At 63.6% G+C, this 25,117-nt stretch carries 24 protein-coding genes and 1 pseudogene; 16 read left to right on the top strand and 9 right to left on the bottom strand.

Features of this window, described 5'->3' with window-relative positions; genetic code table 11:
* The first annotated feature begins 174 nt into the window (after positions 1-174).
* Positions 175-369: a cold-shock protein gene (locus HUTA_RS12720; protein WP_008526685.1), complete on the top strand. Its 195-nt coding sequence runs from the start codon at positions 175-177 to the stop codon at positions 367-369.
* 68 nt (positions 370-437) lie between these two features.
* On the opposite strand, the gene HUTA_RS15670 is transcribed toward HUTA_RS12720, so the two are convergent.
* Positions 438-611 carry a hypothetical protein gene (locus tag HUTA_RS15670; protein WP_015790316.1) on the bottom strand — a complete coding sequence of 58 codons (174 nt, stop codon included), beginning with the start codon at positions 609-611 and terminating at the stop codon, positions 438-440.
* 119 nt (positions 612-730) lie between these two features.
* Between HUTA_RS15670 and HUTA_RS12715 the strand changes: the two genes are divergently transcribed.
* A complete protein-coding gene (locus HUTA_RS12715; protein WP_015790315.1) occupies positions 731-1,498 on the top strand; it encodes a hypothetical protein in 768 nt (255 codons plus the stop codon).
* A gap of 99 nt (positions 1,499-1,597) precedes the next feature.
* Positions 1,598-1,855 (top strand): hypothetical protein, encoded by a 258-nt coding sequence (locus HUTA_RS12710; protein WP_015790314.1) that lies wholly within the window; start codon positions 1,598-1,600, stop codon positions 1,853-1,855.
* A gap of 12 nt (positions 1,856-1,867) precedes the next feature.
* Here HUTA_RS12710 and HUTA_RS12705 read toward each other — a convergent pair whose 3' ends face one another.
* From HUTA_RS12705 to HUTA_RS12685, 5 genes are all read right to left on the bottom strand, one after another.
* Positions 1,868-4,078: an ABC transporter ATP-binding protein gene (locus HUTA_RS12705; RefSeq protein WP_015790313.1), complete on the bottom strand. Its 2,211-nt coding sequence runs from the start codon at positions 4,076-4,078 to the stop codon at positions 1,868-1,870.
* Entirely contained in the window at positions 4,075-5,226 is a 1,152-nt protein-coding gene (locus HUTA_RS12700) for an ABC transporter permease (RefSeq protein ID WP_015790312.1), read from the bottom strand. The genes HUTA_RS12705 and HUTA_RS12700 overlap by 4 nt, the downstream gene beginning before the upstream one ends.
* Positions 5,207-6,217 carry an ABC transporter permease gene (locus HUTA_RS12695; protein ID WP_015790311.1) on the bottom strand — a complete coding sequence of 337 codons (1,011 nt, stop codon included), beginning with the start codon at positions 6,215-6,217 and terminating at the stop codon, positions 5,207-5,209. Before HUTA_RS12695 ends, HUTA_RS12700 begins: the two co-directional genes overlap by 20 nt.
* A 59-nt stretch (positions 6,218-6,276) precedes the next feature.
* The gene (locus HUTA_RS12690) at positions 6,277-8,088 is read right to left on the bottom strand and encodes an ABC transporter substrate-binding protein (protein WP_015790310.1); all 1,812 of its coding nucleotides are present in this window, start codon (positions 8,086-8,088) and stop codon (positions 6,277-6,279) included.
* Positions 8,089-8,310: 222 nt separating this feature from the next.
* Positions 8,311-9,222, bottom strand: coding sequence for a hypothetical protein (locus tag HUTA_RS12685; protein WP_143920382.1), 912 nt, complete (start codon positions 9,220-9,222; stop codon positions 8,311-8,313).
* Positions 9,223-9,335: 113 nt separating this feature from the next.
* Here HUTA_RS12685 and HUTA_RS12680 point away from each other — a divergent pair, with 113 nt between their 5' ends.
* The 5 genes from HUTA_RS12680 (at position 9,336) to HUTA_RS12660 (ending at position 13,538) form a co-directional block, all read left to right on the top strand.
* Positions 9,336-9,692, top strand: coding sequence for an Hsp20/alpha crystallin family protein (locus HUTA_RS12680; protein ID WP_015790308.1), 357 nt, complete (start codon positions 9,336-9,338; stop codon positions 9,690-9,692).
* Positions 9,693-9,708: 16 nt separating this feature from the next.
* On the top strand, positions 9,709-11,451 hold the full coding sequence (locus HUTA_RS12675; protein ID WP_049941465.1) for an ABC1 kinase family protein: 1,743 nt from the start codon (positions 9,709-9,711) through the stop codon (positions 11,449-11,451).
* A gap of 75 nt (positions 11,452-11,526) precedes the next feature.
* Positions 11,527-11,901 (top strand): translation initiation factor IF-5A, encoded by a 375-nt coding sequence (locus tag HUTA_RS12670; protein ID WP_015790306.1) that lies wholly within the window; start codon positions 11,527-11,529, stop codon positions 11,899-11,901.
* Positions 11,902-12,726 carry an arginase family protein gene (locus tag HUTA_RS12665; RefSeq protein WP_015790305.1) on the top strand — a complete coding sequence of 275 codons (825 nt, stop codon included), beginning with the start codon at positions 11,902-11,904 and terminating at the stop codon, positions 12,724-12,726.
* A gap of 59 nt (positions 12,727-12,785) precedes the next feature.
* Positions 12,786-13,538 carry a hypothetical protein gene (locus tag HUTA_RS12660; protein ID WP_015790304.1) on the top strand — a complete coding sequence of 251 codons (753 nt, stop codon included), beginning with the start codon at positions 12,786-12,788 and terminating at the stop codon, positions 13,536-13,538.
* Between the two features lie 69 nt (positions 13,539-13,607).
* On the opposite strand, the gene HUTA_RS15385 is transcribed toward HUTA_RS12660, so the two are convergent.
* Positions 13,608-13,979, bottom strand: coding sequence for a hypothetical protein (locus HUTA_RS15385; RefSeq protein ID WP_143920381.1), 372 nt, complete (start codon positions 13,977-13,979; stop codon positions 13,608-13,610).
* Between the two features lie 85 nt (positions 13,980-14,064).
* Positions 14,065-15,171, bottom strand: coding sequence for an outer membrane protein assembly factor BamB family protein (locus tag HUTA_RS12655; protein ID WP_079891712.1), 1,107 nt, complete (start codon positions 15,169-15,171; stop codon positions 14,065-14,067).
* A gap of 170 nt (positions 15,172-15,341) precedes the next feature.
* Here HUTA_RS12655 and HUTA_RS12650 point away from each other — a divergent pair, with 170 nt between their 5' ends.
* The 4 genes from HUTA_RS12650 to HUTA_RS12635 all read left to right on the top strand — a co-directional run bounded on the left by HUTA_RS12650 (position 15,342) and on the right by HUTA_RS12635 (position 18,836).
* On the top strand, positions 15,342-16,109 hold the full coding sequence (locus HUTA_RS12650; protein WP_015790302.1) for a Nif3-like dinuclear metal center hexameric protein: 768 nt from the start codon (positions 15,342-15,344) through the stop codon (positions 16,107-16,109).
* A 3-nt stretch (positions 16,110-16,112) separates the two neighbouring features.
* Positions 16,113-16,697 carry a SprT-like domain-containing protein gene (locus HUTA_RS12645; protein WP_015790301.1) on the top strand — a complete coding sequence of 195 codons (585 nt, stop codon included), beginning with the start codon at positions 16,113-16,115 and terminating at the stop codon, positions 16,695-16,697.
* A gap of 66 nt (positions 16,698-16,763) precedes the next feature.
* Positions 16,764-17,774 carry a deoxyhypusine synthase gene (locus HUTA_RS12640; RefSeq protein ID WP_015790300.1) on the top strand — a complete coding sequence of 337 codons (1,011 nt, stop codon included), beginning with the start codon at positions 16,764-16,766 and terminating at the stop codon, positions 17,772-17,774.
* Between the two features lie 48 nt (positions 17,775-17,822).
* The gene (locus HUTA_RS12635; protein ID WP_015790299.1) at positions 17,823-18,836 is read left to right on the top strand and encodes an aldo/keto reductase; all 1,014 of its coding nucleotides are present in this window, start codon (positions 17,823-17,825) and stop codon (positions 18,834-18,836) included.
* 39 nt (positions 18,837-18,875) lie between these two features.
* On the opposite strand, the gene rtcA is transcribed toward HUTA_RS12635, so the two are convergent.
* Complete coding sequence (gene rtcA, locus HUTA_RS12630; RefSeq protein WP_015790298.1) at positions 18,876-19,895, bottom strand: RNA 3'-terminal phosphate cyclase; 1,020 nt, start codon at positions 19,893-19,895, stop codon at positions 18,876-18,878.
* Positions 19,896-20,148: 253 nt separating this feature from the next.
* Between rtcA and HUTA_RS12625 the strand changes: the two are divergent.
* The 4 genes and pseudogenes from HUTA_RS12625 (at position 20,149) to HUTA_RS12610 (ending at position 25,098) form a co-directional block, all read left to right on the top strand.
* Positions 20,149-21,588 (top strand): annotated as a pseudogene (locus HUTA_RS12625) (carotenoid oxygenase family protein).
* A 443-nt stretch (positions 21,589-22,031) separates the two neighbouring features.
* Positions 22,032-23,084 (top strand): metal ABC transporter substrate-binding protein, encoded by a 1,053-nt coding sequence (locus HUTA_RS12620; protein WP_049941464.1) that lies wholly within the window; start codon positions 22,032-22,034, stop codon positions 23,082-23,084.
* A complete protein-coding gene (locus tag HUTA_RS12615; protein WP_015790296.1) occupies positions 23,081-24,016 on the top strand; it encodes a metal ABC transporter ATP-binding protein in 936 nt (311 codons plus the stop codon). Before HUTA_RS12620 ends, HUTA_RS12615 begins: the two co-directional genes overlap by 4 nt.
* Entirely contained in the window at positions 24,013-25,098 is a 1,086-nt protein-coding gene (locus HUTA_RS12610) for a metal ABC transporter permease (RefSeq protein ID WP_015790295.1), read from the top strand. Before HUTA_RS12615 ends, HUTA_RS12610 begins: the two co-directional genes overlap by 4 nt.
* Positions 25,099-25,117: the final 19 nt, after the last annotated feature.

Here is a 25,117-nt window from a genome sequence, read left to right as displayed (position 1 = left end):
GACCCCACAGTTTCGTATCGAGAACCCGCTGCCCGGTTTGACTCAGCCGGCCATCGAAGGTGGTCCGAAATGACCCACTATAGCGTATAGAGACGGGTCACGAGAGGCCTTCACACCCGTGGTACGCCATCCCTCGGAAGCCTTATACATCCGACTCTCATTGGTAGAAATGCAATGGCAACTGGTACGGTCGATTTCTTCAACGACACTGGCGGTTACGGTTTCATCGAGACTGAGGATGCGGACGAAGACGTATTCTTCCACATGGAAGACGTCGGCGGCCCGGACCTCGAGGAAGGACAGGAAGTCGAATTCGACATCGAACAGGCCGAGAAGGGCCCCCGCGCGACCAACGTCGTCCGCCAGTAAGGCTTCGACGCGACTCGCGTTTTCCTAATACACTATTACACCACGTAGCCGCTGGCTCGTCGTGAGGATCACTTCGTGACCTCGGCGAGTGGAACTAGCCGATGGTCCACGGTCGGCTTCGTATAGCCGCTTGACTCCTCGGTGACCCCAGCAGTGAACACTTTTACCTTCTGTTGGAGGACGTGTGGCTCACCTTTGTTGTTGTGAATCACGTCGATCGAGCGCCAGGCTTCGTCTTCCATACGGTAACGCAGGACAGCACGAATATTAAGGTTCAGCCCGCTGGCAATCCGACTGTCGTCACTCCCGTTGCGTGCCGGACAGCACAACGTTGATTCGACAGGCCTGAGAAATCCGGGGCATGGTATCAGGAGCCCTCCTGTTCGCCGGCGGTCTCGCCGTCGCTGGCGTGGCCCTTCTCGCGCTCGGCACCCGAGAGCTGTGGTTCGCGTGGCAGATCTATCGGGGCGAACCCCTCGCAGTCTATGAACTCCCGAACGAACTCGGGCCCGTCGAAGTCCAGGGCGTCGCCGAACCGGACGAGGGGACAGTTGAATCGCCGATCTCCGGCTCTCGGAGCCTTATCTGTGAATGGGAAGTACAGGAACGTCGGACGACCAGTGCGGGCAAGGGGACAAACACGTACTGGAAGACGCTCGACGAAGGGCTGCTCGGGGGACCGTTCCGACTCGCCGACGACACCGCGAGCTGTCGCGTCGAACCGGCCGGCTCGGTTCGGCATCTGGAGGAACAGACAGTCGAGGTTCCAGGCGGAACGGCCTTGCCGGATCGACTCGCAGAGTTTGTCTCCGGGAATCCAAACGTCGCCGCACAGGACGGAACCATCGATCTGGGCGTAACCGAACTCAAGACTGGGAACGATCAGCGGTTCATCGAGCGGCGGCTCGATCCCGGGGAGGAGTGTTACGTCTACGGACGGGCACATTATGACAGCGGAGCGGGTCGTCGCGGTGGCGAAGTAAACGTCCGTGTCACTGGCGATGGAATTCGGCGGTTTCTCATCGCGGATGGTCGCGAGCGCAGCGTCGCCTGGGACGTGGCAAAGATCGGCATCGTCCCCGTCGTGGTCGGCGCTGGACTACTGGCGCTTGGGTTGGTGGTAGTGTAGGGAACCGACTGAGGAGCATACACAAAGCGAGGGGGAGCCTTCCGCGCCCAAAATCCGATTGCCAATTGTTATCACCGAGAGCCTGCACTCGGTACGTATATGAAAGAAGAATTCTGGACCGTCGTCTGCGAGCAGACACCACGTCTCCGGATCCTGTTCGCCATCCTGTTGGTCCTGCTGCTCCTGACTGTCTTTTCCGTCGTGTACACCACGAGCGGTTCACCCTCACACATCATCGCAGTGATCGATCTGATCCTGGTGGTCGCCGCGCTGGCCGTGACGGTGTTCATGCAGTGGCGTTGCGCGAAAAACAGACGTCAACGAGGCGAATGGCGCACGGAGAGCGGGTCCGAGTAAGAACGCGGATAATCAGTCGTCGATCATCTCGTCGGTGACCGGTTCGCTGTCCCAGTAGGGGTGGTCTTCACCGTACTCCCGGAAGCAACTCGAGGTGTGGAATCCCTCAGCGTCGATCTGCTGGCCGGCAGGCTTCTCCTGGATACAGGCCTCGCGAGCCTCCGGACAGCGCGTGTGGAACCGACAGCCAGAGGGCGGATTGATCGGGTCGGGAATGTCGATCTTCCGCATCGGCATTTCCCCGATCTGGGCTTTCTCCGGGTCGATATTCGGCGTCCCCCATCGCAGAACGTCAGTGTACGGATGGGACGGATTGCGGGTGATCTGCTCTGCAGGTCCGATCTCGACAAACTCGCCCAGATACATCCCGGCGATGCGGCCGCCGGACTTCTGGGCGAGATACCGGGCGTTCGAGAGGTCATGGGAGATGAACAGGAACGAGGTGTCGAACTCCTCCTGGAGCTCGAGCATCAGATCCATCATCTCGACGCGCAGGGAGACGTCCAGTGCGCTGATCGCCTCGTCGGCGAGAATCAGATCCGGGTTCATCAACAGGGCCCGACACAGGGCGACGCGCTGTTTCTCTCCGCCGCTGAGCTGGTGGGGGTACCGTTCACCGTACTCCGTCGCCGGCGTCAAGCCGACGTAGTTCATCAGCGTGTAGATCCGGTCGAGACGCTCCCCGGTACTCATCTCGGGGTGGATCTGCTTGAGTGGAACTGACAGGATGGACTTCAGCCGGCGGTTGGGATTGAGCGAACTCCCCGGATCCTGATGGATGATCTGCAACGATTTGCGGATCTCGTCCCAGGACATCTCGGCGTTGCCTTTCTTGGCCTCCACGAGGTCGACGCCACGGTACTCGATGGACCCGCTGGTGGGCTCCTGGAGTCCGAGGATCGTCTTCCCGAGGGTCGTCTTCCCGCAGCCGGATTCGCCGACCAGCGCGACGACGTCCTTCTCGTAGATGTCGAGGTTGATCCCGTCGACCGCACGAACGACATTCGGGTCGTCGCCGAACAGCGACTCGATGATCCCCTGTGACTGTTCGAAGTGGACCTCGAGGTCGTTGACGGAGAGCAACGGCTCTTCGTCCCGTGAGCGTCTGGCGCTGGTCGAGGTTTCCGCTCCCTCACTGTCGACGTCCTCGACCTCCTGTTCGTAGACCAGCGGCATCGACGTCTGGGCCTCCTCCCAGCGGAAACACGCGGCCCCGTGGTCGTCATCGAGCAAGAACTGATCGGGCTCGCTCTCGAGACAGGCCTCCTCGGCCAGCGGACACCGCGGATGGAACGAACACCCTTCTGGCACGTTCAGCGGGTCCGGACTCGACCCGTCGATCGAACGGTTCTGATCGATCGGGGCGTCGATATCCGGCGTCGAGTTCAACAGCATCCGTGTGTAGGGGTGGCCGGGGTCCCGGAGCATCTTCTCCTTGGGCCCGACCTCGACCATCCGGAAGGCGTACATCACCGCCAGGCGGTCGGCCAGGCTGGCCACCAGCGCCAGGTCGTGGGTAATGAACACCATCGAGATGTCGTGTTCTTCCTGCAGGTCCCGGAGCAGCTGGAGGATCGACCGCTGCATCAGCAGGTCCAGCGCGGCGGTCGGCTCGTCCATGATCAACATCTCGGGATCGAGCACCATCGCCAGTGCAAGCAGCGTGCGCTGGCGCATCCCACCGGAAAGTTCGTGGGGGAAGGCCGATAGCACGCGGTCGGGCTGCATGTAGAGGTCGGCGATGAGGTCGCGGGCCCGCTGCATTCCCTCTTTGACGTTGTGGTCGTGAGCCTTCAGCGTCTCGACGAAGTGATCCTCGATCCGCTTGACGGGGTTGAACGAGGCCATCGCCCCCTGGAAGACCATCGCGACTTCCTCCCAGCGCCACTGCCGGAGCTGTTCGTCGGTGAACTCGAGGATGTCGACTGCCTCGCCCTCCGAGGGCCGATACTCGATCGACCCTTCGAGGACGCCGGGTTCCTCGACTGAGTCCATCATCGCCGAGACGAGTGTCGACTTGCCCGCGCCGCTCTCGCCGACGATGCCGACGATCTCGCCGCGGCCGATGTCCATGTTGATGTCGTCGAGGACCCGCGAGATACCCCGATCCATCTCGAAGGTGACCCGAACGTCGTCGAGGCGCATGATCGGGTCGGGCTTCTCGACTTGCTCGACTTCGGGTGGCTGTTCATCAGACTCCGCAGTCACGTTATCAATACTCATTCGTTCATAACCTCCTCAACGTCGTCCTCGTCGGAATCAATGGCGTCGAACGACGACAGTTTCGTCCGGACTCGCGGATTGAAGACGCGGTCCAGCGATTGGGAGAGCAAGATCAGTCCCAGCGCCAGGAACAACATGGCGAAAACTGGCGGGAACAGCCAGTTCCAGATGCTGAGCCCGGCGATCGCGCCCTGGCCGTAAGCGTCGCTGATCATGACGCCCCAGTTGGCGACGTCCGTCGGCAGGACGCCGAGGAAGTACAGCCCAACGGCCGAGAAGACCACGAACCGGGCCGCGTTGACGAAGTTGATCAGGATGTACGGCATCAGGTTCGGGATCACGTCCTTGAGGATGATCTTCCAGGTACTGACGCCCATCGTCCGGGACGCCTCGACGTAGTTCTCCTGGCGCAGCGTCAACACCTGCGAGCGGATGGCCCGTCCGAGACCGCCCCAGTAGTTGATCATGATGATCATCCCGATGGTCGCCGGCCTGAGGACGTTCAGCGGCTCCGGAAGCTGACCGAGCTGGGCGAATCCGATGCCGATCCCCAGGACCTCCAGATCCTGGAACGCGAGTGCGAGGACCATCACGAGCGGGAGGCCCGGGATCGTCATCGCGATGTCGATGAACATCGAGATCGCTCCGTCGACGCGGCCGCCCTTGTACCCGGCGACTGTCCCGAGGATCGTCGCGACGATGGTCGCGAAGGCACCGCCCGAGATGACCATGATCATCATCTTCGGCGTCGAGTGGACGAGGAGTCCGAAGATGGATCGGCCAGTCTTTGTCGTTCCGAGCGGGTACGACAGATCGTGGAACGTCGGGTACGCGAGGTTGAACCCGCCGATGTTGACTAGACTATGCCAGTTAAAAGCCGGTGCCAGATTCAGCTCCGGTGTGAGATGGATCTCGGGATAGGGAACCAACCAGACGCCGATCGTCGCGACGAGGACGTACATGAGGAGGATGAGCCCACCGGCGATGAACCGCCAGTCGTCGAGGACGACGATGCCCGGTTCGTAGATGCGGTTCCGATAGAACTCCTGGGCCTTGTCGCGGAGAGTTACCTCGACGGCGTCTTCCGCGTCGTAGGTCCACTGCAGTTCGTCCGTCGACATCTCCGAATCAGAATGACTCACTTTCATCACCCGTCTTGATCCGCGGATCCACGAACCCATACGAGAGGTCAGCCAGGAATATGCCGACCACTAGCGACAGGGTAATTACCAGGAACGCCCCCATCAAAACGGGGTAGTCGCGATAGTCGTACGCCTGGAACAACATCCAGCCGAGTCCCTTGTAATTGAACACCTGTTCGAGGACGATCGTCCCGCCGAGGACCCACCCGAACGACAGCAACATCCCGGTGTACATCGGCAACACGGCGTTGCGGCCGACATACCGGAGCGCGATGATGCGGTCGGGGAGACCTCGTAGTTTTGCGACCTCGACGTAGCCCTTCCCGAGAATGGAGATACTGTTTCCACGCATCGCGAGCGCGCGAACGCCATATCGCGAAATGACGATCGACGCGATCGGAAGCGTCGAGTGAAAGATCACGCTGTGGAGAAATGCCAGGTTGAAGCCTGGGTCCACGTTGAGCGAGTATCGCCGTCCGGTCGGGAACCACCCGAGAGTCTGCGCGAAGATGAACACCAGGATGATCGCCATGACGAAGAAGGGGATCCCACTGGCGAAGATCGCGAGCGCCGAATTGGCGGTGTCGAAACGCGACCCTTCACGGTAGGCCATGATCGCGCCGAGCGTGATCGAGATCGCGAAGAAGAGGACGATCGAGACCAAGGTGATCAGGATCGTCCACGGGAGGCGGGTCGCCATGATCTCTGTGACGGGGGTGCCACCACCCGCGACCTGAATCGACGAACCCAGGCTTCCCTGGTGTAAGCCAACGAGGTAGTCGAGGTACTTTTGCGGGAGCGGTACATCCGGGTTGTATCCGAGGTTGGATATGACGATTTCGATCTGTTCCTGTGTATACCCTATCGATGAGAGTCGCCCTCTGATTCTGTCCGCTGGATTGCCGGGAAGCATTCGGGTGAGGCCGAAGCTCAGGGTGATGACGACATAGATCGTCACAATCGCCTTCGCCGTCCGTTTGACGTAGTAGTTTACCATCGGGTATTCTAAATTTGATAAATAATTGGTCGATCAGGTCGATGCGCCGGAATTACGCCTTACTCGCCCTGCCACTGCATCTTTCCGACACGCGGGGCGTAGAACGTCGGCCACTTGACGTTGCCTGCTGGGTCGTCAGTTTCGGGAGCCGACAGCCGCCGCGTACTGATCCACGACTGCTCTACCTTGTTGATCATCGGCAGGTACGGGAGGTCCTGGTGGGAGACCCACGCGAGCTCCTGAACGATGGACTGGGCTTCCTCGCCGCTCGAGGTCGAGAGGTCGTCGAGGCGCTGCTGGACGTCGACCGACATGGTACCGTCTCCGTCCATCGCCGGAACCTCGATCTCGGTGCCAGCCTCGGCACCCGGGTAGCTGTGGGCGTTGTTGTACGCGCGCCCGAAGACCCAGTTCAGTGGGAAGTACGGGTGCGAGGAGCGGGCGTTGCCGGGCGACCACGGACGGGCCGCCATCTTGAAGTTCCCTTCTCCGACGACCGTGTTGATGTTGTCGACACGGTTCATCTCCGCGTCGAACCCGGCGTCCTGGAGCTGTGGGACCACAGCCTGGGTCGCCGTGACCCAGTCACTCCAGCTACTCGGGACGACGACCTGGAACGTGACGGTCTCGCCGTCCATGGCCCAGTTGCCGTTGCCGTTCTTCTCGTAGCCGGCGTCCTGCATGATCTCGGCGGCCTGCTCTGCGCCACCCTGCATCGCGGGGAACTGGCCACCCACGTCGAGCCACTCGTCCTGGACGTTCGCGGAGACGGCGGCCGGAGTGGGGAAGGCCTCCTTGATCTCTGCGCCCGCGGCCGTGACGACGTCCTCCCGGTTGATGGCGTGCGTGATCGCCTGTCGGACCGATCGCTTCGAGATGTGCGGCGCGGCTTCCTCGTCGTGGTTGAACACGTAGCCGACACCCCAGTAGCCGGGGAAGTTGTATTCCTGCCAGTGGTCGGCAAGCTCCGCCCGGATGTTCGACGGAGTAAACGCGCTCATGATCGTGTCAATATCGTCACCGATCATGGCTTCCCAATTACCCTCGTTGCCCGGGTAGTTCGGGAACCGGTAACGCTCGAAGTTGACGTTCCCGGCGTCAGGGTGCTCGGGGTTACGGTTCATCATGTACTGCTCGTCGTCCTTGCTCTGCTGCCCGAAGATCCCGGAGACGTAGTCGGGCGAATTGGGCTCACGACCCTGAATGTCGCTGGAGACGCCCTCCTCCTCGTCCTCCCAGTAGCGCTGATAGAGCTCGTCGTAGGGCTCGGCCATCTTCGCCTGCTGGAGCTGGGAGAGGAGCGTGAACTCGAGGATATCCGGATTGACTTCCTTTGTGGTCTCGATCTCGAGCGTCTTGTCGTCAGGTGCGTTGAACGAGTCGAAGACATCCGCGAACGCGGCCCCCGTCGCGAGGTTCATCACGGTGTTCGCCTTGATGTCGTCGGCCGTCACCTGGTCGCCGTTCGCGTAGGTGTGATCCTCACGGATGTTGAGGGTGACAGTCGTCCCGTCGACCGACCAGTCCTGGATGAGCCGGGGGATCCACTCGTTTTCCGTCATGTTGTACTGGGCATAGCGCTCGTAAGCGAGCCAGCGCCCCCAGATGTTCGGCCACCCGGCGAACTGGGCGTTCCAGTCGAGCAGGTCCATCCCACGGGCGGCAGCGGATTCGACCGTGACGTCGTAGACGTCGGTGTCGCCACCGCTGTCCGTCTCGGTGTCACCGTTTCCACCGCTCTCCGTTTCCGTGTCTGTCTCCTCACCTTGACACCCGGCAAGCATGGTCGCGCCGGTCGCGCCTGCCAGCCGCATGAAGTTGCGGCGATTCACTACGTCCTCGAAACTCCCTGAAGACTGTTCACTAGCCATTGTCCGGGGAGAAATCGATAGCCCACCATAATAAATATTGTTATCTAACTATGTCAAGGGGGATTTTCTTTATGCACCTATTTGTCGTATACCTTACCATAAATACGTCGGCAGAGACGCCGAAACGCTCGATCGATCGCTGGCCGGCCATACATATAAAATATACATCATGGCTTTCGATCTAGAGGAATCTGTTTCGGACCGGACGGGCGCAGACAACAGTCAGGGCGCGTCGTCGGCCGACTCGAGCCACTCGGCGGTGTCCGCGGCGAACGCGGCGAGTTCCTCGTCCTCGGCCTCTTCGGCGACCGTCCAAACGGTGTCGACTGCGTCAGTCGCGCTGAGATACCCGAGGGCTCGAAGTGATCGCGCCCGAAGTTCAGTCGAGCCGTCAGGGAGCGTTGCCTCGACGCGCTCGGCGATCCCATCGGGGATGGCGTAGTCGTCGGCTGCCAGCCTCGAGACGACCTCGAGGATGGGACCGGAAACGATCGTGTTTTGATCGTCAACGTACGGCCGAAGCGCCTCGAGGTGGGGGGCGATCGCCTCGGGATCGGTTTCGGCGACGGCGACGAGCGCTTTGGCGGCGAGTTCCCGGGCGTTCTCGTTCTGGGCGACGTTCTTGCCGACCTCCTCGCGGACAGGATCGTCCGGGTCCGCGAACGTCGTCCGTTCGGACTCCGGAAGTGTTGGCCCCTCCTGACCCAGGGTCGCAACGAGTGCGTCGACGTGGTCTGTCAGGACTACGGGGCGCTCGAAGGCGAGCAACGCCACGGATTTCGCCGCGAGAAAGCGTGTCAACGGCGTCTCCCCGGTGAGTTGCTGAGTGAGCGTCTCGACCCCCTCGGCGACGGCGTCCGGTTCGTCCGGGACGAGGTGGCCAATGGCACCGAGTGCCGAGTGTTTGACCGCGAGGAAGTCGTCCTCGACGAACGTGAGGATATCGGGGATCAGCGGCGAGACCCGGTCGGAGTCGACGTAGGCGACCGCCTGGCAGACGTCCAGGGCCCGCTTGCGGACGATATCCTCGTCGACTTCCAGGAACGGACGGATGTCCTCGGCCGTCACGGACCTCGGGTCCTCCTCGGCGCGCTCGACGAGGGCCTCGACGTCCGCCGTAGCGTCGGCTGTCATAACTGCCCCGACGTAGCGAGCGAGGACTTCTAACCTTTGTGATATCATTTGACCGGCTGGACGAGGCTGGGCGGACCACCGTGTTTTTGGCCCTACCGACCAAAGGGACGTGTATGTCAGCACTCCGCGACGCACTTTCCGACCTCCCTGACGCCGTCTTCGCCGACCTGCTTGAGTCGGAGTCAGCCTACTTGCTGGTGATCGACGTGCCCGGAGCGACCGGCGAAACGGTCGACGCACGCACCGAGGGCAACCGTCTCGACATCGAAGCACGGCGAGCAAAAGACGTCCCGACCGACTTCGAGTACGTCTCGGAGGAGCGGTCGCTGTTCCTCGACGTGGAACTCCCACTACCGCCGGATGTCGAGGCCGACGGTATCTCGGGGACAGTCGATCGGGGCGTCCTCGAGCTGACCCTCCCGAAGATGACCGAGACCGCAACCGAGTCAATTCCGATCGAGGACGCCTGAGGCGGGTGTGGAGTCGGTGTCCCTTCGCTCTTACCGACGGTTTCTCACCGTCCTCGTCGAGTTCCTCCCGCTGGCGCTGACGTACGCCCGCGACCGCCGCCGGTTCCTCCTGTTCGGGTCGAGCCGGTCCGTGTCGTCGGCCCAGCGCCACGAACGAGCCGAGACGCTGCTGGGGTCGCTGTTGACGCTCGGCCCCACATTCATCAAACTCGGACAGATGCTCTCGACCCGGCCGGATATCCTCCCGCCGGAGTACGTCACCGAGTTTTCGAAACTCCAGGACCGTGTCCCGCCGGCCGACTGGGACGACGCACGAGTGGTCCTCGAAGCCGAACTCGGGCCTGTCGATGAACGCTTCAGCGACTTCGACGTAGAAGCGATCAGCGGGGCGAGCCTGGGACAGGTCTACTACGCCGAGATCGACGGTGACCCCGTCGCCGTGAAAGTTCGACGCCCGGGTGTCGAGGACCTGGTCCAAGCCGACCTGCGGGTGCTGCGGTGGATCCTCCCGGTCCTGCTGTACTTCGTTGATGACGCCCGCTCGTTCTCCTTGGAGACGCTGGCCGACGAATTCGACCAGACCATCCGCCAGGAGATGGACTACAAACGCGAAGCACGGATGTTGACGGAGATCCGTGAGAACTTCGCTGGGGACGATGCGATCCGAATCCCGCCAGTCGTCGAGTCCCATTCGACCGAGCGCGTGCTCACGATGGAGTACGTCGAGGGGACGAAGATCAACGACGTCGCGGAGCTCGACGAGAAGGGAATCGACCGGACGCGACTCGCGGAGACGCTCGAACGCGCGTACTTCCAGATGATCGTCGAGGACGGCGTCTACCACGCCGACCCCCACCCGGGGAACCTTGCGGTCCAGGACGACGGGACGCTCGTGTTCTATGACTTCGGGATGAGCGCCAGAGTCGATTCGTTCCTCCAGGACCGGATCATCGACTTCTACATGGCCGTCGCCGAGCAGGACATCGATGCCATCCTCGATGCCCTCATCGAGATGGGGACGCTCTCCCCGGAGGTCGACCGCCAGGTCATGGCCGACGTGATGGAACTCGCCATCGCGGACGCCCGCGGCGAGCAGATCGAACAGTACCGCGTCCAGCAGATCATCCAAAGCGTCGAGGACACGATCTACGAGTTCCCGCTCCGACTGCCGGAGAACCTGGCGCTCGTCCTCCGAGTCGCAACTGTCGTCGAGGGGGTCGCCGTCACGCTTGACCCCGACTTCGACTTCATCTCGGTCGCGACTGACTTCCTGCGCGAGGAGGGGTACCTCGAAGAGAGCGCCCGACAGTTCGTCTCCGATCGCGTCACCGAGGTTCGGGACGCCGGTCGGTCAGCCGTCAGGGTGCCACCGAAGCTCGAGACCACGCTCGATCGGATCGAGCGCGACGACTTCTACGTCCGGGCGGATATCGAGGACTCGGACGATCTCCTGGATATTCTGGCGACTCGGCTGATCCTGGGGATGATCGCGGCCGGCGGGCTCGTCTCGACGTCGGTGCTGTACTCGCTCTCGACGGTCCGGGCAACGCTGCTCGCCGCGCTCGTGACGACGGTGTCGCTGTTTGCGCTCTATCGGTCGTTCCGCAAGCGCCGGTCGATCCGGGCGACGCCGCAGTTCACCCGCCAGAAGATGCGACAGCGAGAGTCGAATGAAGGGACAGAGTCACCACCGATCGGGGCCGACGGGCCAATCGAGGAGGAAGACACGAAAGTGGCCGAGGAAGATCGCTGGACGTGACTCGATCGAAACCGACCGAAACGCACCCCGACGCGTTCCAAACCGTTTATACTCGTCCCCGGATAATCCCGCCACATGGCAAAACAGCAGACCGAGGTTCGGGAACTCGACGAGGGGAGTTACGTGATGATGGACGACGAGCCGTGTAAGATCACCGCTTACAGCACGGCCAAACCCGGTAAGCACGGGAGTGCGAAGGCCCGCATCGACGGCAAGGGCGTCTTCGACGGGAAAAAGCGCAGCCTCTCCCAGCCGGTCGACGCGAAGATATGGGTCCCGATCATCGAGCGCAAACAGGGCCAGGTCGTCTCGGTCTCGGGCAACGACGCCCAGGTCATGGATCTGGAAACCTACGAGACGTTCACGATGCGCGTCCCCGAAGACGAGAGTCTCTCGCCCGACGACGAGATCGAGTACCTCGAACTCGAAGAGCAGCGAAAGATCGTATAGATGGCCTTCCCCGGCGCGAGTGTCGACCGGAAGCGTGCCGACTATGCGGTCGTCGGTGCGCCACTGGACGTCTCGACGACGTTCCGGCCCGGTACCCGGTTTGGCCCCGCTCGCGTCCGGGAACTCGCGGCCACCTTCGAGGACTACGACCACCACACTGACAGTCACTTCACCGACTGCGCCGTCAGCGATCACGGCGACGTCGGGGCCGCCGGGGCGATCGACGACGCTGCCGAGTATCTCACCTTTCTGGAAGGCGAACTCGACGACCTGCGGGCCGACGGCATCGTGCCCCTGCTGATCGGCGGCGAGCACACCGTCTCCGTCGCGGGCGTCCGGAGCGTCGAACCGGACGTCTTCGTCTGTCTCGACGCCCATCTGGATCTCCGGGAGGGCTACGCCGGCAACCCGTTGAGTCACTCGACGGTCACCCGTCACGCCCTGGAGGTTGCCGATCGCGCGGTGATCCTCGGGGCACGAGCCGGCAGCGAAGCCGAGTGGGAGCGCGCCGACGAAGCCGACGTGACGGTCGTCCCGCCGGGGGAAGTGAGCGCGTGGACACCCGATTTCGCGGACGAATCGATCTATCTCAGCGTCGACGTCGACGCCGCCGATCCCGGGTTCGCACCCGGCACCGGGACGATGGAGCCCTTCGGACTGACGCCACGGGAGATCCACGACGTGGTTCGGTCGGTCGCCCCGCACGCCGAGGCCTTCGACGTGGTCGAGGTGAACGACCGCGACGACGGCCAGACCGCGACGCTGGCGGCGAAGCTCCTACGATCGTTCGTCTACGAGCACGCAACGGCGAGCGACAGTGAGTGAGTGCTCGACCAGCGTCAAAACTGCGTAGCTTTTTGCCACCACGGCCGCGAGTAGGTCACATGGATCGACTGGCGTCGTGTTACTTCTGTGGCGTCGCGGTCGACGCACCGCTCGAAGAGTACCCCGTCGTGCCCCGCGATCTGCGCCCATCTGTCGAAAACCAGCAGACAGTTGTCCTGTGCCCGGAGTGTCGGCGCAAACTCTCGACGATCGTCGACAGCGTGGCCGCGGCGGCGACGGACCCTGACCAGACGACGCTCGCGGGGAACAGCCCGGATGCCGTCACGTCCGAGAGCGCCGACGCCGCCGAGGATATTGAGCAACCAACGGAAGCAATCGAGTCGACTGATGACCGTCCAGCGGATAGCTCGCTGATCGAAGGCTTCGGCCACGACGACGAGCCGTCGCTCATCGAGGTGGAGGGGACACCTGAAGACGACGAGCCGACAGCAGGTGACGTCTTGAGCAACGAGGATCAGCGAGAGGAGACGCCGGACGCTGATGACAGCAAAGGCGGAGACGCCGACACGGCCGATACGGTAGAGAGCGACGATACAGATGACGAAGACGCTGCAGATACTGGGGACGCTACTGAGGAGACGCCCGCTCAGGACTTCGACCGGTCGTCGTACAACCGCGTCGTCCGACTGCTCCAGAACCGGGACTTCCCGCTCGAAATTGAGGAGATCACGACGATCGCCGGCAGTGCCTACGAGATCGAGCGCCGCGAAACCGAGGCGATCATCGACGCGCTGGTTGATCGCGGTGTGATCGACCGCGACGGGAGTCAGCTCCGTCGCCCGGAAGACTGACAAAATCGGATCTCTCTGCGCCGCTCGAACGATAGTCCTTAGAATACAAGCTAGAAGAGACGATATCTTTCATGATAGACAGGTTATGTCGTGTTCAATCCAGCCTCCCCGGACCCAGATGCCAATATCTACTCGTGTACACGAGTCCTTCACGTCTATATCGATAGTACGTTCCGAGATCTGCTGAGATTCAATCGAGACCTGGGACGGAACTTCAGTAATCGAGGTCGTTTCATTTCCCTTCCCTGTTTGTATTTCGATCGTTCTATGTAGAATCCGCTCATCATTCGAAAAGGCGTTGATTGCAACGGAAAGCGTCTCATCTAATTCATTGAAAACCGCAATTTCCGAGTCTAATGTGGGATTTTCCTCCTCCGTTCCGAGAGAGACACAGCCCCCGAATCCCATTGCAATCCCACAGATTAGCGACCTTCTTTTCATGCGAAAATGTAAATTATAGCGTTGTAAGTATTTTTGCCACTGGAAATGTTCCCGCTTCGACGAGCGACTCGATGTCGTCACCGAGTTACGCTACCGCCAGCGCAGCCACGTACTCCTCACTGCTATCCTCCACTCCGACGTAGAGCCGTCCGTCGTGGATCACCGGGCCAGTAGTGGGTTTGGTGTCCTCGCCGAACTCGTGCGTCCAGACGTGTTCTCCCGACGTCGAGTACGCCACGACCCCGCCGGCCACCCGCGAGACGTACACCCGATCCGATCCGATGGCCGGCGGGAACCAGGCGAAGCGGTCGAGCGTGACCTGCCACTCTTTGTCCCCGGACTCGATGTCGAGAGCCACGAGCGGTCCGGAAACATCGCTGGATGTCGGCCCGGACGATCCACCACCGGCAGGAGAACCGCCCACCGCAACGGCCCTTTCATCCGCCACAGCCACCGCGTTCGCCTCCGGAAGATCGTACTGCCACCGCTGCTCGCCACTCGCGACGTCGAACGCTCGGATACCGTCCTGCGAGTCAGCGACGAGAATCAACTCGTCCGTGACAGCAAGACCATCGGGGGCATTCACCGCTTGCTCCCACAGACGGTCGCCGTCGCCCGCATCGAGCGCGACCAGCGAGTCGTCCACATCCGTGAACACGCGACCATCCGCCGCTGCCAGGACACCGAATTCGTCTGCACCAAGGTCGACACGAAAGCGTTGGTTGCCGTCAGACCGATCGAATGCAGCAGTAATTCCGCCGCTCGTTCGCACGAACACCGCGTCCGGACCGACGACCGGCTGGGCCGCGTGCAACGACTCCGCCAGCGCGTCCGTCGGCGCGGACCACAGCCGCTGGCCGTCGGGTGCGAACGCGACAGGTGGCCGACCCGCACAGACGAGACCCGGACCGGCACCCGGGCCAGTGGAAACGTGGCTGCCGGGATCAACGATTCGCTCGGCCCAGCGGACATCGCCATTCTCGGCGTCGATTGCCCATAGGGTGCCGTCGTCGTCGGTGGCATAAATCGCCCCGTTACCGACAGCCAACGGTGCGTTCAGCGCCGTGGATTCGGACCCGAGCATGGCTCGCCAGCGTCCGCTGACCGGCGAGACGAACGGAAGCGAGGCACATCCCGCGACCGAAATGGCGGCTGCGCCCAGGCCTGCAAGGTACGAACGGCGGGAGGGCATCGTCTCGATATCTTATCCATCAGTGATAGATTTTATGGTGGCGAGTGCCCGCTGTCCCACCGACTAGCCGCGAAGCGAGCTGGAGCGGAGCCGAACGCCACTGTCGCAAGTCGCCCGATCCTCGGCGAGTCGACCACAATCACTACGGCCGGGCCCGTCGAAGCCGACGTATGGACTGTCAAGAACTGTGTTCGCGCTTCGACGACCGACTCGACGTCGCCGCCTACGCCGGGATCGACGCCAGCGAGAACGGCCTCCAGGTGGGACCCGAAGAACGGGACGTCGAGCGGGTCGCGTTCGCCGTCGACGCGGCCGTCGAGACGATCGAGGGGGCAGCCGAGGCGGGCGCTGATCTGCTGGTCGTCCACCACGGGCTGCTGTGGGGTGGCGACGGCCGGGTGACCGACCTGCGGTACCGTCGCATCGAGCGGCTCCTCGACGCCGACATGGCCCTGTATGCCGTCCACCTCCCGCTAGACGGCCACCAGGATCTCGGTAACGCCGCCGGGCTCGCCGACGTCCTCGACCTGGGGAATCGAGCCCCCTTCGGCGAGATCGACGGCGAGTACATCGGCCAGCGCGGCCGGGCACGGGAGCCGTTTACGGTGGGAGAGCTCCGCGAGCTACTGTCGAGCGAACTCGACACCGGCGGTGAAAGCGTGCAGGTGCTGGATTTCGGCCCCGACGAAATACGGGACGTGGCAGTCGTGACCGGCAGCGGGACGGACTGGATCGACGAGGCAGCGGCGAAGGACGTCGACGCGCTGGTGACCGGCGAGGGCAAACAGCAGGTCTACCACCGGGCGCGCGAGCACGGCATCCACGTCTTCCTGGCGGGTCACTACGCGACCGAAACCTTCGGCGTGCGCGCGCTGGCGGGCCTCGCCGAGGAATGGGATCTGGAGACGACGTTCGTCGAGCATCCGACCAGCCTGTGATCGATGGCCGTCGAAGAGTCGGCGGTGCCGGCGTTTGAGGAAATCACCGAGCAAGACGAGCTGGTCGCCTGGTCGCGAACGTACGCTCGCGAGGCCCGTCGCGAGTGGCTGCTCGATGTCCGGTTCGACCTCGTCGAATGGGAGGTTTCGACGCGAGCGCGCCGGCGGGCGGCAGCGGTCAAACGACCAGAAGTGCCGGACACGACGGTCGGCGAGCCGATCGACTGGGAGCGCGTCCCGGACAGCGACGGTCGACCGCTTCCCTGTACGGTCTCGCTTTCCTGGGGCGCTTTCGAAGCATTTTCGCAGGCAGAGTGGGGGTCGACGCTCCGGCACGAACTCCTCCACATCGAGCAGTTCCAGCGCGATGGGGCCACTGGCCACGGCGCGGCATTCAAGCGCCGGGCTCAGGAAGTCGAGACGGACGTTCGCTGTCGAGCGTTCGCCACCCCAGAGTGGCTGTTCCGGTGTGGCGATTGTGGCACGGAAGTCGCCCGGCGATATCGCGATTGTGCGTTCGTTCGCGAGTACGAGGCGTACCGCTCGGACTGTTGTGGCGCGGGGCTGGTTCGAAGCCAGCCCGAGTAGAGGGGGCCGCTTCTGACTCAGGGCGCGATCGTACGCTTCAAGCGCCTCGCCCGCCGAGAGTCGAGCATGACTGACGACCACGCGGACGATCACCGGGAGACGTTCCATCACGATCCGATCGGCCACGCCGAGGTGCGAGCCGGCATGACCGTCGACGAACTCGCCGACGAGTACGGCAACGGGGGCTTCGGCGCGAGTACGCTCCACGAGGCCGTCGACATCTACAGCGAGATGCTCGACGACGAGGTGACGAACTTCCTCGGACTGGCTGGCGCGATGGTACCCGCCGGGATGCGCCGGATCGTCGCCGACCTGATCCGGGACGGCCACGTCGACGCGCTGGTGACGACGGGCGCGAATCTCACCCACGACACCATCGAGGCCATCGGCGGCAAGCACCACCACGGCGAGGCCGTCGCCGAGGATCGGACGCCCCGTGAACACGACGAGCAGTTGCGCGACGAGGGCGTCGATCGCATCTACAACGTCTATCTTCCCCAGGAGTTCTTCACGACCTTCGAAGAGCACCTCCGTACGGAAGTGTTCCCGACGCTGGAGGAAGAGGGCGCCGTCTCGATCCAGCGGCTGACCGAGGAACTCGGCCGGGCGAACGCCGCGGTCAACGAGCGCGAGGACGTCGAGGAGGGGCCCGGCATCGCCGCCGCGGCCTACGAGCACGACGTGCCGATCTACTGCCCCGCCGTCCAGGATTCCGTGCTGGGACTACAGGCCTGGATGTACAGCCAGACGACCGACTTCACGCTCGACGCGCTGGCGGACATGACCGGGATTTCCGACATCGCCTACGAGGCGGAGCAGGCAGGCGCGCTGGTGGTCGGCGGCGGCGTCCCGAAAAACTACGTCCTCCAGACGATGCTGGTCAGCCCGGACGCCTACGACTACGGCGTCCAGTTGACGATGGACCCACCGCAGACTGGCGGGCTCTCCGGAGCCACGCTGGACGAAGCGCGATCGTGGGGCAAGTTGGAGAAGGCCGCCCGGAACACGTCGGTGTACGCCGACGCGACGATCACGTTCCCGCTACTGGTGGCGGCCGCTCGCGAGCGGATCGCGTGATCAGCGCTCGATCGATTATATAAGGCCGCCGGCCCAACTGCCGAGGGAATGTATTATCGACGGCTCGGCAAGACAGGACTGGAGGTATCGCCGATCGCACTCGGCACCTGGCGCTTCGGCAAGGAACACGAGGACAGCGGCGTCGTCGAGACCGGTCGCAAGGAGGCCCATGAACTGCTCGACGCGTACGCCGAGGCCGGCGGCAACTTCATCGACACGGCCAACGGCTACGGCCGCGGTGACAGCGAGCGCTGGATCGGCGAGTGGCTCGCCGAGCGCGACCGCGAGGACTACGTCGTCGCCTCGAAGTGCTTCTGGTCCCAGGAGTCGCGATTCCAGGAGAACCTCTCACGGAAGAACGTCCGCGCGGAGGTCGAGGGATCGCTCGACAGGCTCGACATCGACTACCTCGATATCCTCTATCTCCACCGCTTCGACGACGAGACACCAATCGAGAAAACACTGCGGACGGTCGACGACCTTGTTAGCGAGGGGAAAGTTCACCACGTCGGCCTCTCGACAGCCGACGCCTGGAAACTCACCAAAGGGCTCTGGAAAGCCGACGTCAACAACTACGAGGCCTTCACCGTCACCCAGCCGCTCTTTCACGCGGCCTACTACGAGGACGTGGCTGAATATCTCGATGTCTGTGCAGACCAGGACCTGGCGGTCGTCCCGTACTCGCCGCTGGCCGGCGGGTTCCTGACGGGCAAGTACGAGCGCGTCGGCGACGGCACCTACGAACTCGACGCCCCCGAGGACACCCGCGCACAACTCGACGAAATGTTCGAGGCCTGGTACGTCTCCGAGCGGGGCTGGCACGTCCTCGATGCAGTCCGGCATGTGGCCGAGGAGGTCGACGCCACACCGGCACAGGTCGCCCTGCGGTGGCTGATGGACCAGCCCGACTTCACGTGCGTCCCGATCGTCGGTGCCCGGACTGTCGAGCAGCTTGAAGAGAATCTCGGCGCTCTCGATGTGACAATCTCGAACGAACAGTTCCAGCGCATCTTCGCGGCCCGGTACGACGAGGACGGCAATCTCTACAAGACGAACGCGTGATGCAAAGAGGTCGAAACGACGGCTGGTATCGTTGAGGACTCAGGTTTCACCGACGAGGACGGGTTCATCCTCAGTCTGTTCGATCCGCACGTCGAATCCGAACGCATCGAAGAGCGCGGCGTGAGTCTCGACGTGGTCCGTGGTTCGGGGAATCCGGACTTCACCCCCCGCAATGGCCAGCCACGGGATGAGCTGGTCGGCCAGGTGTTCGTCGACCGCCGCGCCTGTCTCGTGGTCGGCGAGCAACGCATCGACCGCCTCGTCGGCGACATCCTCGGCCGGTTTCCCTGGTTCGCCGAGCGCGTCAGCGCCGATGACACCGTTCTCGTATTCCAGACCAACGAGAGCGACCGTTCCCGTCGAGTCGGCGGTGACGTAGCGCGTGGTTCGGTCTGTCACCTCCACATCGGTGGAGGACGCTTCCAATCGCTGCCGTGCCTGTTTTGCCTGGCGTTCGGCCACGTCGCTGTCTTCGAGATCCGTCGTCGCGGTCGAATGGATGCGAGCGCGCTCGGGCTGGCCACGGTCGCGAAGGTGGAGGGGTGACGGCGTCGATGGAGCCAGCGATAGCGTCGCCTTGCCGCCCCCCGGCGGATAAAAGCCCGGTTGCTCGACATCGATCGCGGCCTGGAGGCCGACCTCACGAAGGAGCGGGAGTTTGCCCCGGCGATACCAGGGCATCGACGGCGACCACGCGACGCTGGTGCCGCCGGTTGCTGTGAGTGAAAGCGGTCGATCCAGCGCACTCGCGATCGGGATGACGGCATCGAAAAGCAATGTCACGCTGCCCGCCGTTCCGATCGACGCCTCGTAGTGGCCGCCCGTCGGCTCCGCCGGCTCGAAGGTGATAATCGACTCGCCCACTTCGGCCCCTTCGACGCTCGCGTTAGTGATGGCGGCGACGGTCTGGAGGGCCGTCAAGTGTTGTGGTTTGAGCCCGGGTTCCGGTCGGGAGCCGCGCACGTTCTCCATCTCGAAAGCCGTAGTCGTGAGTGCCGACAGCGTGAGCGCCGAGCGGAAGAGTTGGCCCCCACCGTCGCTGCCGTCGAGTTCGAGCATGCCGACTCTTCGGCCGGTCGGGTCCTGAATGTATTGTCGCTGTTGCGGTGAGCAACGGTTTTGCCGACCCCGGACGTAACATCGACCGGCCGATGACGAGCGACTGGGCCGAGCCGGGGTGACTCCCCGGTGATGACGAGCCCTATGAGTGCCGAGGCCACTAATTTGCCGATAGACGACAATTCGAAGAGTAGCTCGTCGTGGCCACGGTAGACATGGTGGGTCTTTGAGGCTGGCCGCCCAAGCGACGACGATGGCAGAGTCAGACGCCACCGGGACGGGCGTGCTGGGATTTCATTCGCTGCCGGTTACCGACGAACGCGAGACGGACTTGCCGGTCGAGGGGTCGCTCCCGGCGTGGCTCTCTGGGAGTCTCGTCCGGAACGGGCCGGGGTCGTTCGACGCTGGTGAGAACACCGTTGAGCACTGGTTCGACGGGTTGGCGATGCTCACGCGGTACACCTTCGAGGAGGGTCGCGTCCGGTATGCCAATCGCTTCCTGCGGACGGACAGCTACGCGGCCGCCCAGGCGGGCGAGTTCTCCGGCGGGTTCGCGACCGGCGACTCGACGCTACGCGAGCGCGTCTGGCGCCTCCTACGTGGCGACACCTACGACAACACGAACATCATCGTCGAACGGATCGGCGACGAGTACCTGGCACTCACGGAGACGCCACGCTGAGTCAGTGTCGACCTGACCACCCTGGAGACCCGCGGGGACGTCGAGTACGACGGGCCGGCCGCGAACGGCCAGTTGTTCTGTGCCCATCTCCAGTACGACCCCGCACGGGACGTCCACGTCACCTTCGAGGTCGAATTCGGCCGCCAGCACCAGTATCACATTTTCGAGTTACCGGCGCCCGGCGAGCGCGAGGTGGTCGCTTCTGTCCCGACCGAGCGGCCCAGTTACATGCACAGTTTCGCCTTGACGCCGAACTACGCCGTCCTGACCGAGTTCCCGTTCGACGTGGACCCGCTGGCGTTTCTCAAACCCGGCCGACAGGGCCCGTTCGTCGAGCACTTCGAGTGGCGGCCGGATACGGGCACGACGGTCCACCTGATAGACCGCGAAACTGGCGCGGTCCGACAGACACGGACCGACCCCATGTTCGGCTTCCATCACGTCAACGCCTTCGAGGACGGCGGCGACGTGGTGTTCGACGTGGAGACGCTCCCCGATGCGACGGCGGTCAGCACGCTCGACCTGTCGACCCTGCGAAGCGGCGACCTCGACGCGATCGCGGGGCGAATCGACCGCTACCGGGTCTCGAATCCGGGTGGGAACCCGACAGTCGAACGGGTCCAGCGGTTCGCCGAGGGGACCGGACTGCCGACCGTCTCGCCCGCCGTCAGGCTCGAGGAACACCGCTTCGTCTACGCACAGCAGACCGACCAGCCGGTGACCGCGTGGCCCCGGAGAATCGTGAAACTCGACACTGCGACGAACAACCAGCAGATCTGGGAGGGGCCGGGCGGATGTAGCGAACCCATCTTCGTCCCGCGCCCAGGCGGGAACAGCGAGGACGACGGCGTCGTATTGATGGTGACGCTGGATCCGGTGGCCGAGCGGTCGGTGCTCGTCGTCCTCGACGGAGAGTCCTTCGAGGAACGCGCACGGGCGCCGCTCCCTCACGCGCTCCCCTACGACTTCCACGGCCGCTTCTTCCCGGAACTGACACTCGGCGCCGAGTAGACGGCCGACCGGACGAGTCAGCGGCGGGCCGGGGAACCGTCGTGCCGGCCGCCTCCAAGTCACAACTGTCTCTATGGATAGATTGTGCGTCGTGAGTGCCGAGGTCCGCATCGCCGGTGTAAGGAGATGCCGTCGGGATGCTGATGACTTTCCTGGTAGTGGACCGCCGTTGGTGCTGGCTCCATGCCATCGCTGTCGAACAGCGTAGCCAGACCACGGGCGCCAACCCCAGATACAACAGTTCCTGTCGCCCTGTCCAATGACGGCAGACGGCACGGCGTCCGGCCACTCTAGAAGTGGCTTCCACCTGTCCGAGGGTTGGGCGTCATCGTATTTCATAACCACAACCTACAAGTGTAGTAGAAGGAAACAAAAACTTAGATGTACCTAAACACTGGAGTCGGTGATGGCCGATGACACGCACGGACCACGACAGACGGGGGATGACGCGACGCGACGCGCTCAGTGCCGGTGGAGCCGCGGCGCTCGTGGGGTTGGCCGGCTGCTCGGCCCTGCCGAGTGCACCGGGAGAGGCAAAGGCGGGCGACGATGACAGAAGCGACGAGCCGGTCGCCGTGGCCTCGTTCTTCAGCTTCTTCGATTTCGGCCGCGAGATCGCCGACGGGACCCCACTGACAGTGGAGAACCTCGTTCCGACGGGACTGCACGGCCACGGCTGGGAACCCAACACCAGTATCACCCAGCGCATCATCGAGGCGGACGCGTTCGTTCACGTGGGACAGGACTTCCAGCCATGGGCCGACCGCGCCATCCAGACGATCACGGGCGACGACGTGGACACGGCACTGATCAACGCCCGGTCGGGCATCGACCTGGTGGATCTCGCTGCGTCCCTCGATCGTGAGGAGGAGGGCGTCGGCGCACAGCGCGGGAAGGACCCCCACTTCTGGCTGGATCCTCGACGGGCACAATCCGCCGTGGACAACATCGCCGAGGGGTTCGCCGAGGTCGTCCCCGAACACGCAGACACCTTCCGCGAGAACGCCGAGACCTACACCGCAACGGTACTCGACCGCATCGATGCGGACTACGAGGCGATCTTCGACCGGGCTGATCGCGACATCGTTCAGCTGGCCGCCCACAACGCCTTCCAGTACATCGGTGTACGCTACGGCGTACGGATGCGACCGCTGGTGACGAGTCTCGCGGCGAGCGGCACGGTCAAACCCACCGACATCCGCGAGGCGTCGACAGTCATCCGCGAGAACGACATCGAATACATCGCAAACGGCGTCTTCGAGTCCCAGAAACCCGCCCAGCAACTCGTCCGCGAGACGGGCGTGGAGGCGTACTTCCCCGTGACGCCGTACGCCGGCGTCCGCGAGGAGTGGGTCGAGCAGAACTGGGGCTACGAGGAGATCGCATACAACATCAACATGCCCACCCTCGAGATCGTCCTCGGCAACGAGACACCCGAGGAAGCGGCCCCCTCGACGGACTGGCTCGATCAGTGGCGGAACTTCAAACCGATATGAGTACACAGGATAGCGATGCCGCGTCGACGGCCGAATCGGCAACGCGAACGGCCACTGGGTCCGATGCGGACACTCCGACGGCCGAGCCAGTCGTCGATCTCTCGGGAGTCACGTTCGGCTACACGTCGACGCCAGTGGTGACGGACGTGTCGCTTGCGGTCGACCAGGGCGAGTACGTCGCCATCGTGGGCCCCAACGGCTCGGGAAAGTCGACGCTGATGCAGCTCATGCTGGGTCTGCTGGAGCCGGACGCGGGGACGGCCCGGCTGTTCGACGAGTCGGCCGTCCGCTTCGACGACGGCGAGCGCATCGGGTACGTCGCCCAGCACGCCAGCGCGGCCAAGGAGATGCCCATCACCGTGCGCGAAGTCGTGAAGATGGGGCGGTTCGCACATCTCACGCTGGACAGGGTCGGTGACCTGAACCGGGACACGATCGGGGCGCTCCGGGAGGCACCACTGGAAACGGTTCGAGCGGGGCTGGGCACGGTCCCGGCGATCGTCAACGCGATCTTCGGCCGACTGTCTCGATCCGATCTGGCCATCGTCGACGAAGCCCTCGAAACGGTCGGCATGAGCGCGTTCGCCGACCGCCGTATCACACAGCTCTCGGGCGGCCAGCGCCAGCGGGCGTTCATCGCGCGCGCACTGGCGAGTGAGGCGGACCTGCTCGTGCTGGACGAGCCGACTGTCGGGGTCGACGCCGAATCGGTCGACGCCTTCTACGATCTACTGGGGGCGCTCAACGACGAGGGGATCACCGTCGTTCTCATCGAACACGACCTCGGGGCGGTCGTCGACCATGCCGACCGCGTCGTCTGTCTGAACCGCGAGGTCTACTTCGACGGGCCGACGGAGGCGTTCGTCGAGAGTGACGCGCTCGCCCGCGCGTTCGGCACTGAAGCGCGGGTCCTCACGGGGGTAGACGGATGAGCGGTGCCGTCGCGGGCGCGGTCCTGGCAGGCTGGCCCGTGGTCGCGGAGCCGTCGATGGTCCTCCCGCTTCAGGTCGGAGTGGATGCCGTCGGCGAGTTCGTCTTCGGTCTCCTCCTGTGGGTCCTCGAACAGTGGCACTGGGCGCTGGAGTGGGCGTATCATTTCACGGGGATCGAGATGCTGAATCCGGACTACCGGTACATGCACCGGGCGATACTCGTCGGGCTCTGCATCGGCGTGATGGCGCCACTGATCGGGACCTTCCTCGTCCACCGCCAGCTCGCGCTGATCGGTGACGCGCTAGCTCACACTGCCTTCGCCGGCGTGGCGGTCGGCCTGTTCCTGAACGCCGTCATCGACCTGGGCGTGTCGCCGTACCTCACCGCCGTCGTCGTCGCGATGATCGCCGCGCTGTTGATCGAACTCATATCCGAGGTCACGGATGCGTACAACGACGTCTCGATGGCCATCGTGCTCTCGACGGGCTTTGCGCTCGGGACGACGCTCATCAGCCTCAACGCGGGCGGGCTTGCCGTCGGCGTCAATCAGTATCTCTTCGGTAATCTCGCGACGGTGTCGCCCACGAGCGCCGCGATCCTGCTCGTCTTGTTCGTCGTCATCGTCGCGACGGTGACGGTGACGCGCAACCAGCTGCTGTACGTGACCTTCGACGAGACGGCGGCCGCCGTCTCCGGCATCCCTGTCAACTGGTACAACCGGATCACGGTCATGCTGACGGCGATGGTCGTCGTCGGCGCGATGCAGATCATGGGCGTCATCCTCGTCGCCGCCATGCTCGTGGTCCCCGTCGCGGGCGCGACCCAGGTCTCCCGCAGTTTCTCGGAATCGCTCATCGTCTCGGTCGTCCTCGCGGAGATCGCGGTGTCGCTGGGCATCGCTGTCTCCTTCTACGCCGGCGTCACGGCCGGCGGCGTCATTGTCCTCGTCGCCGTGGGCATCTACGTCTGTGCCGTCGCGCTGGGCAAGGTACAATCGGCCCGGGGTGAGCAGGCCACACCCCACATGGGAAGCATCGAAGCCGACAGCGTCGACGCCAGCGCCGGCAGTGGGGACGACTGACGAGTACCGCCAGCGGGGG

It is taken from the genome of Halorhabdus utahensis DSM 12940 (assembly GCF_000023945.1).
Classification (GTDB): Archaea; Halobacteriota; Halobacteria; order Halobacteriales; family Haloarculaceae; genus Halorhabdus; species Halorhabdus utahensis.
This window is presented reverse-complemented; position numbering and strand designations above follow the sequence as displayed.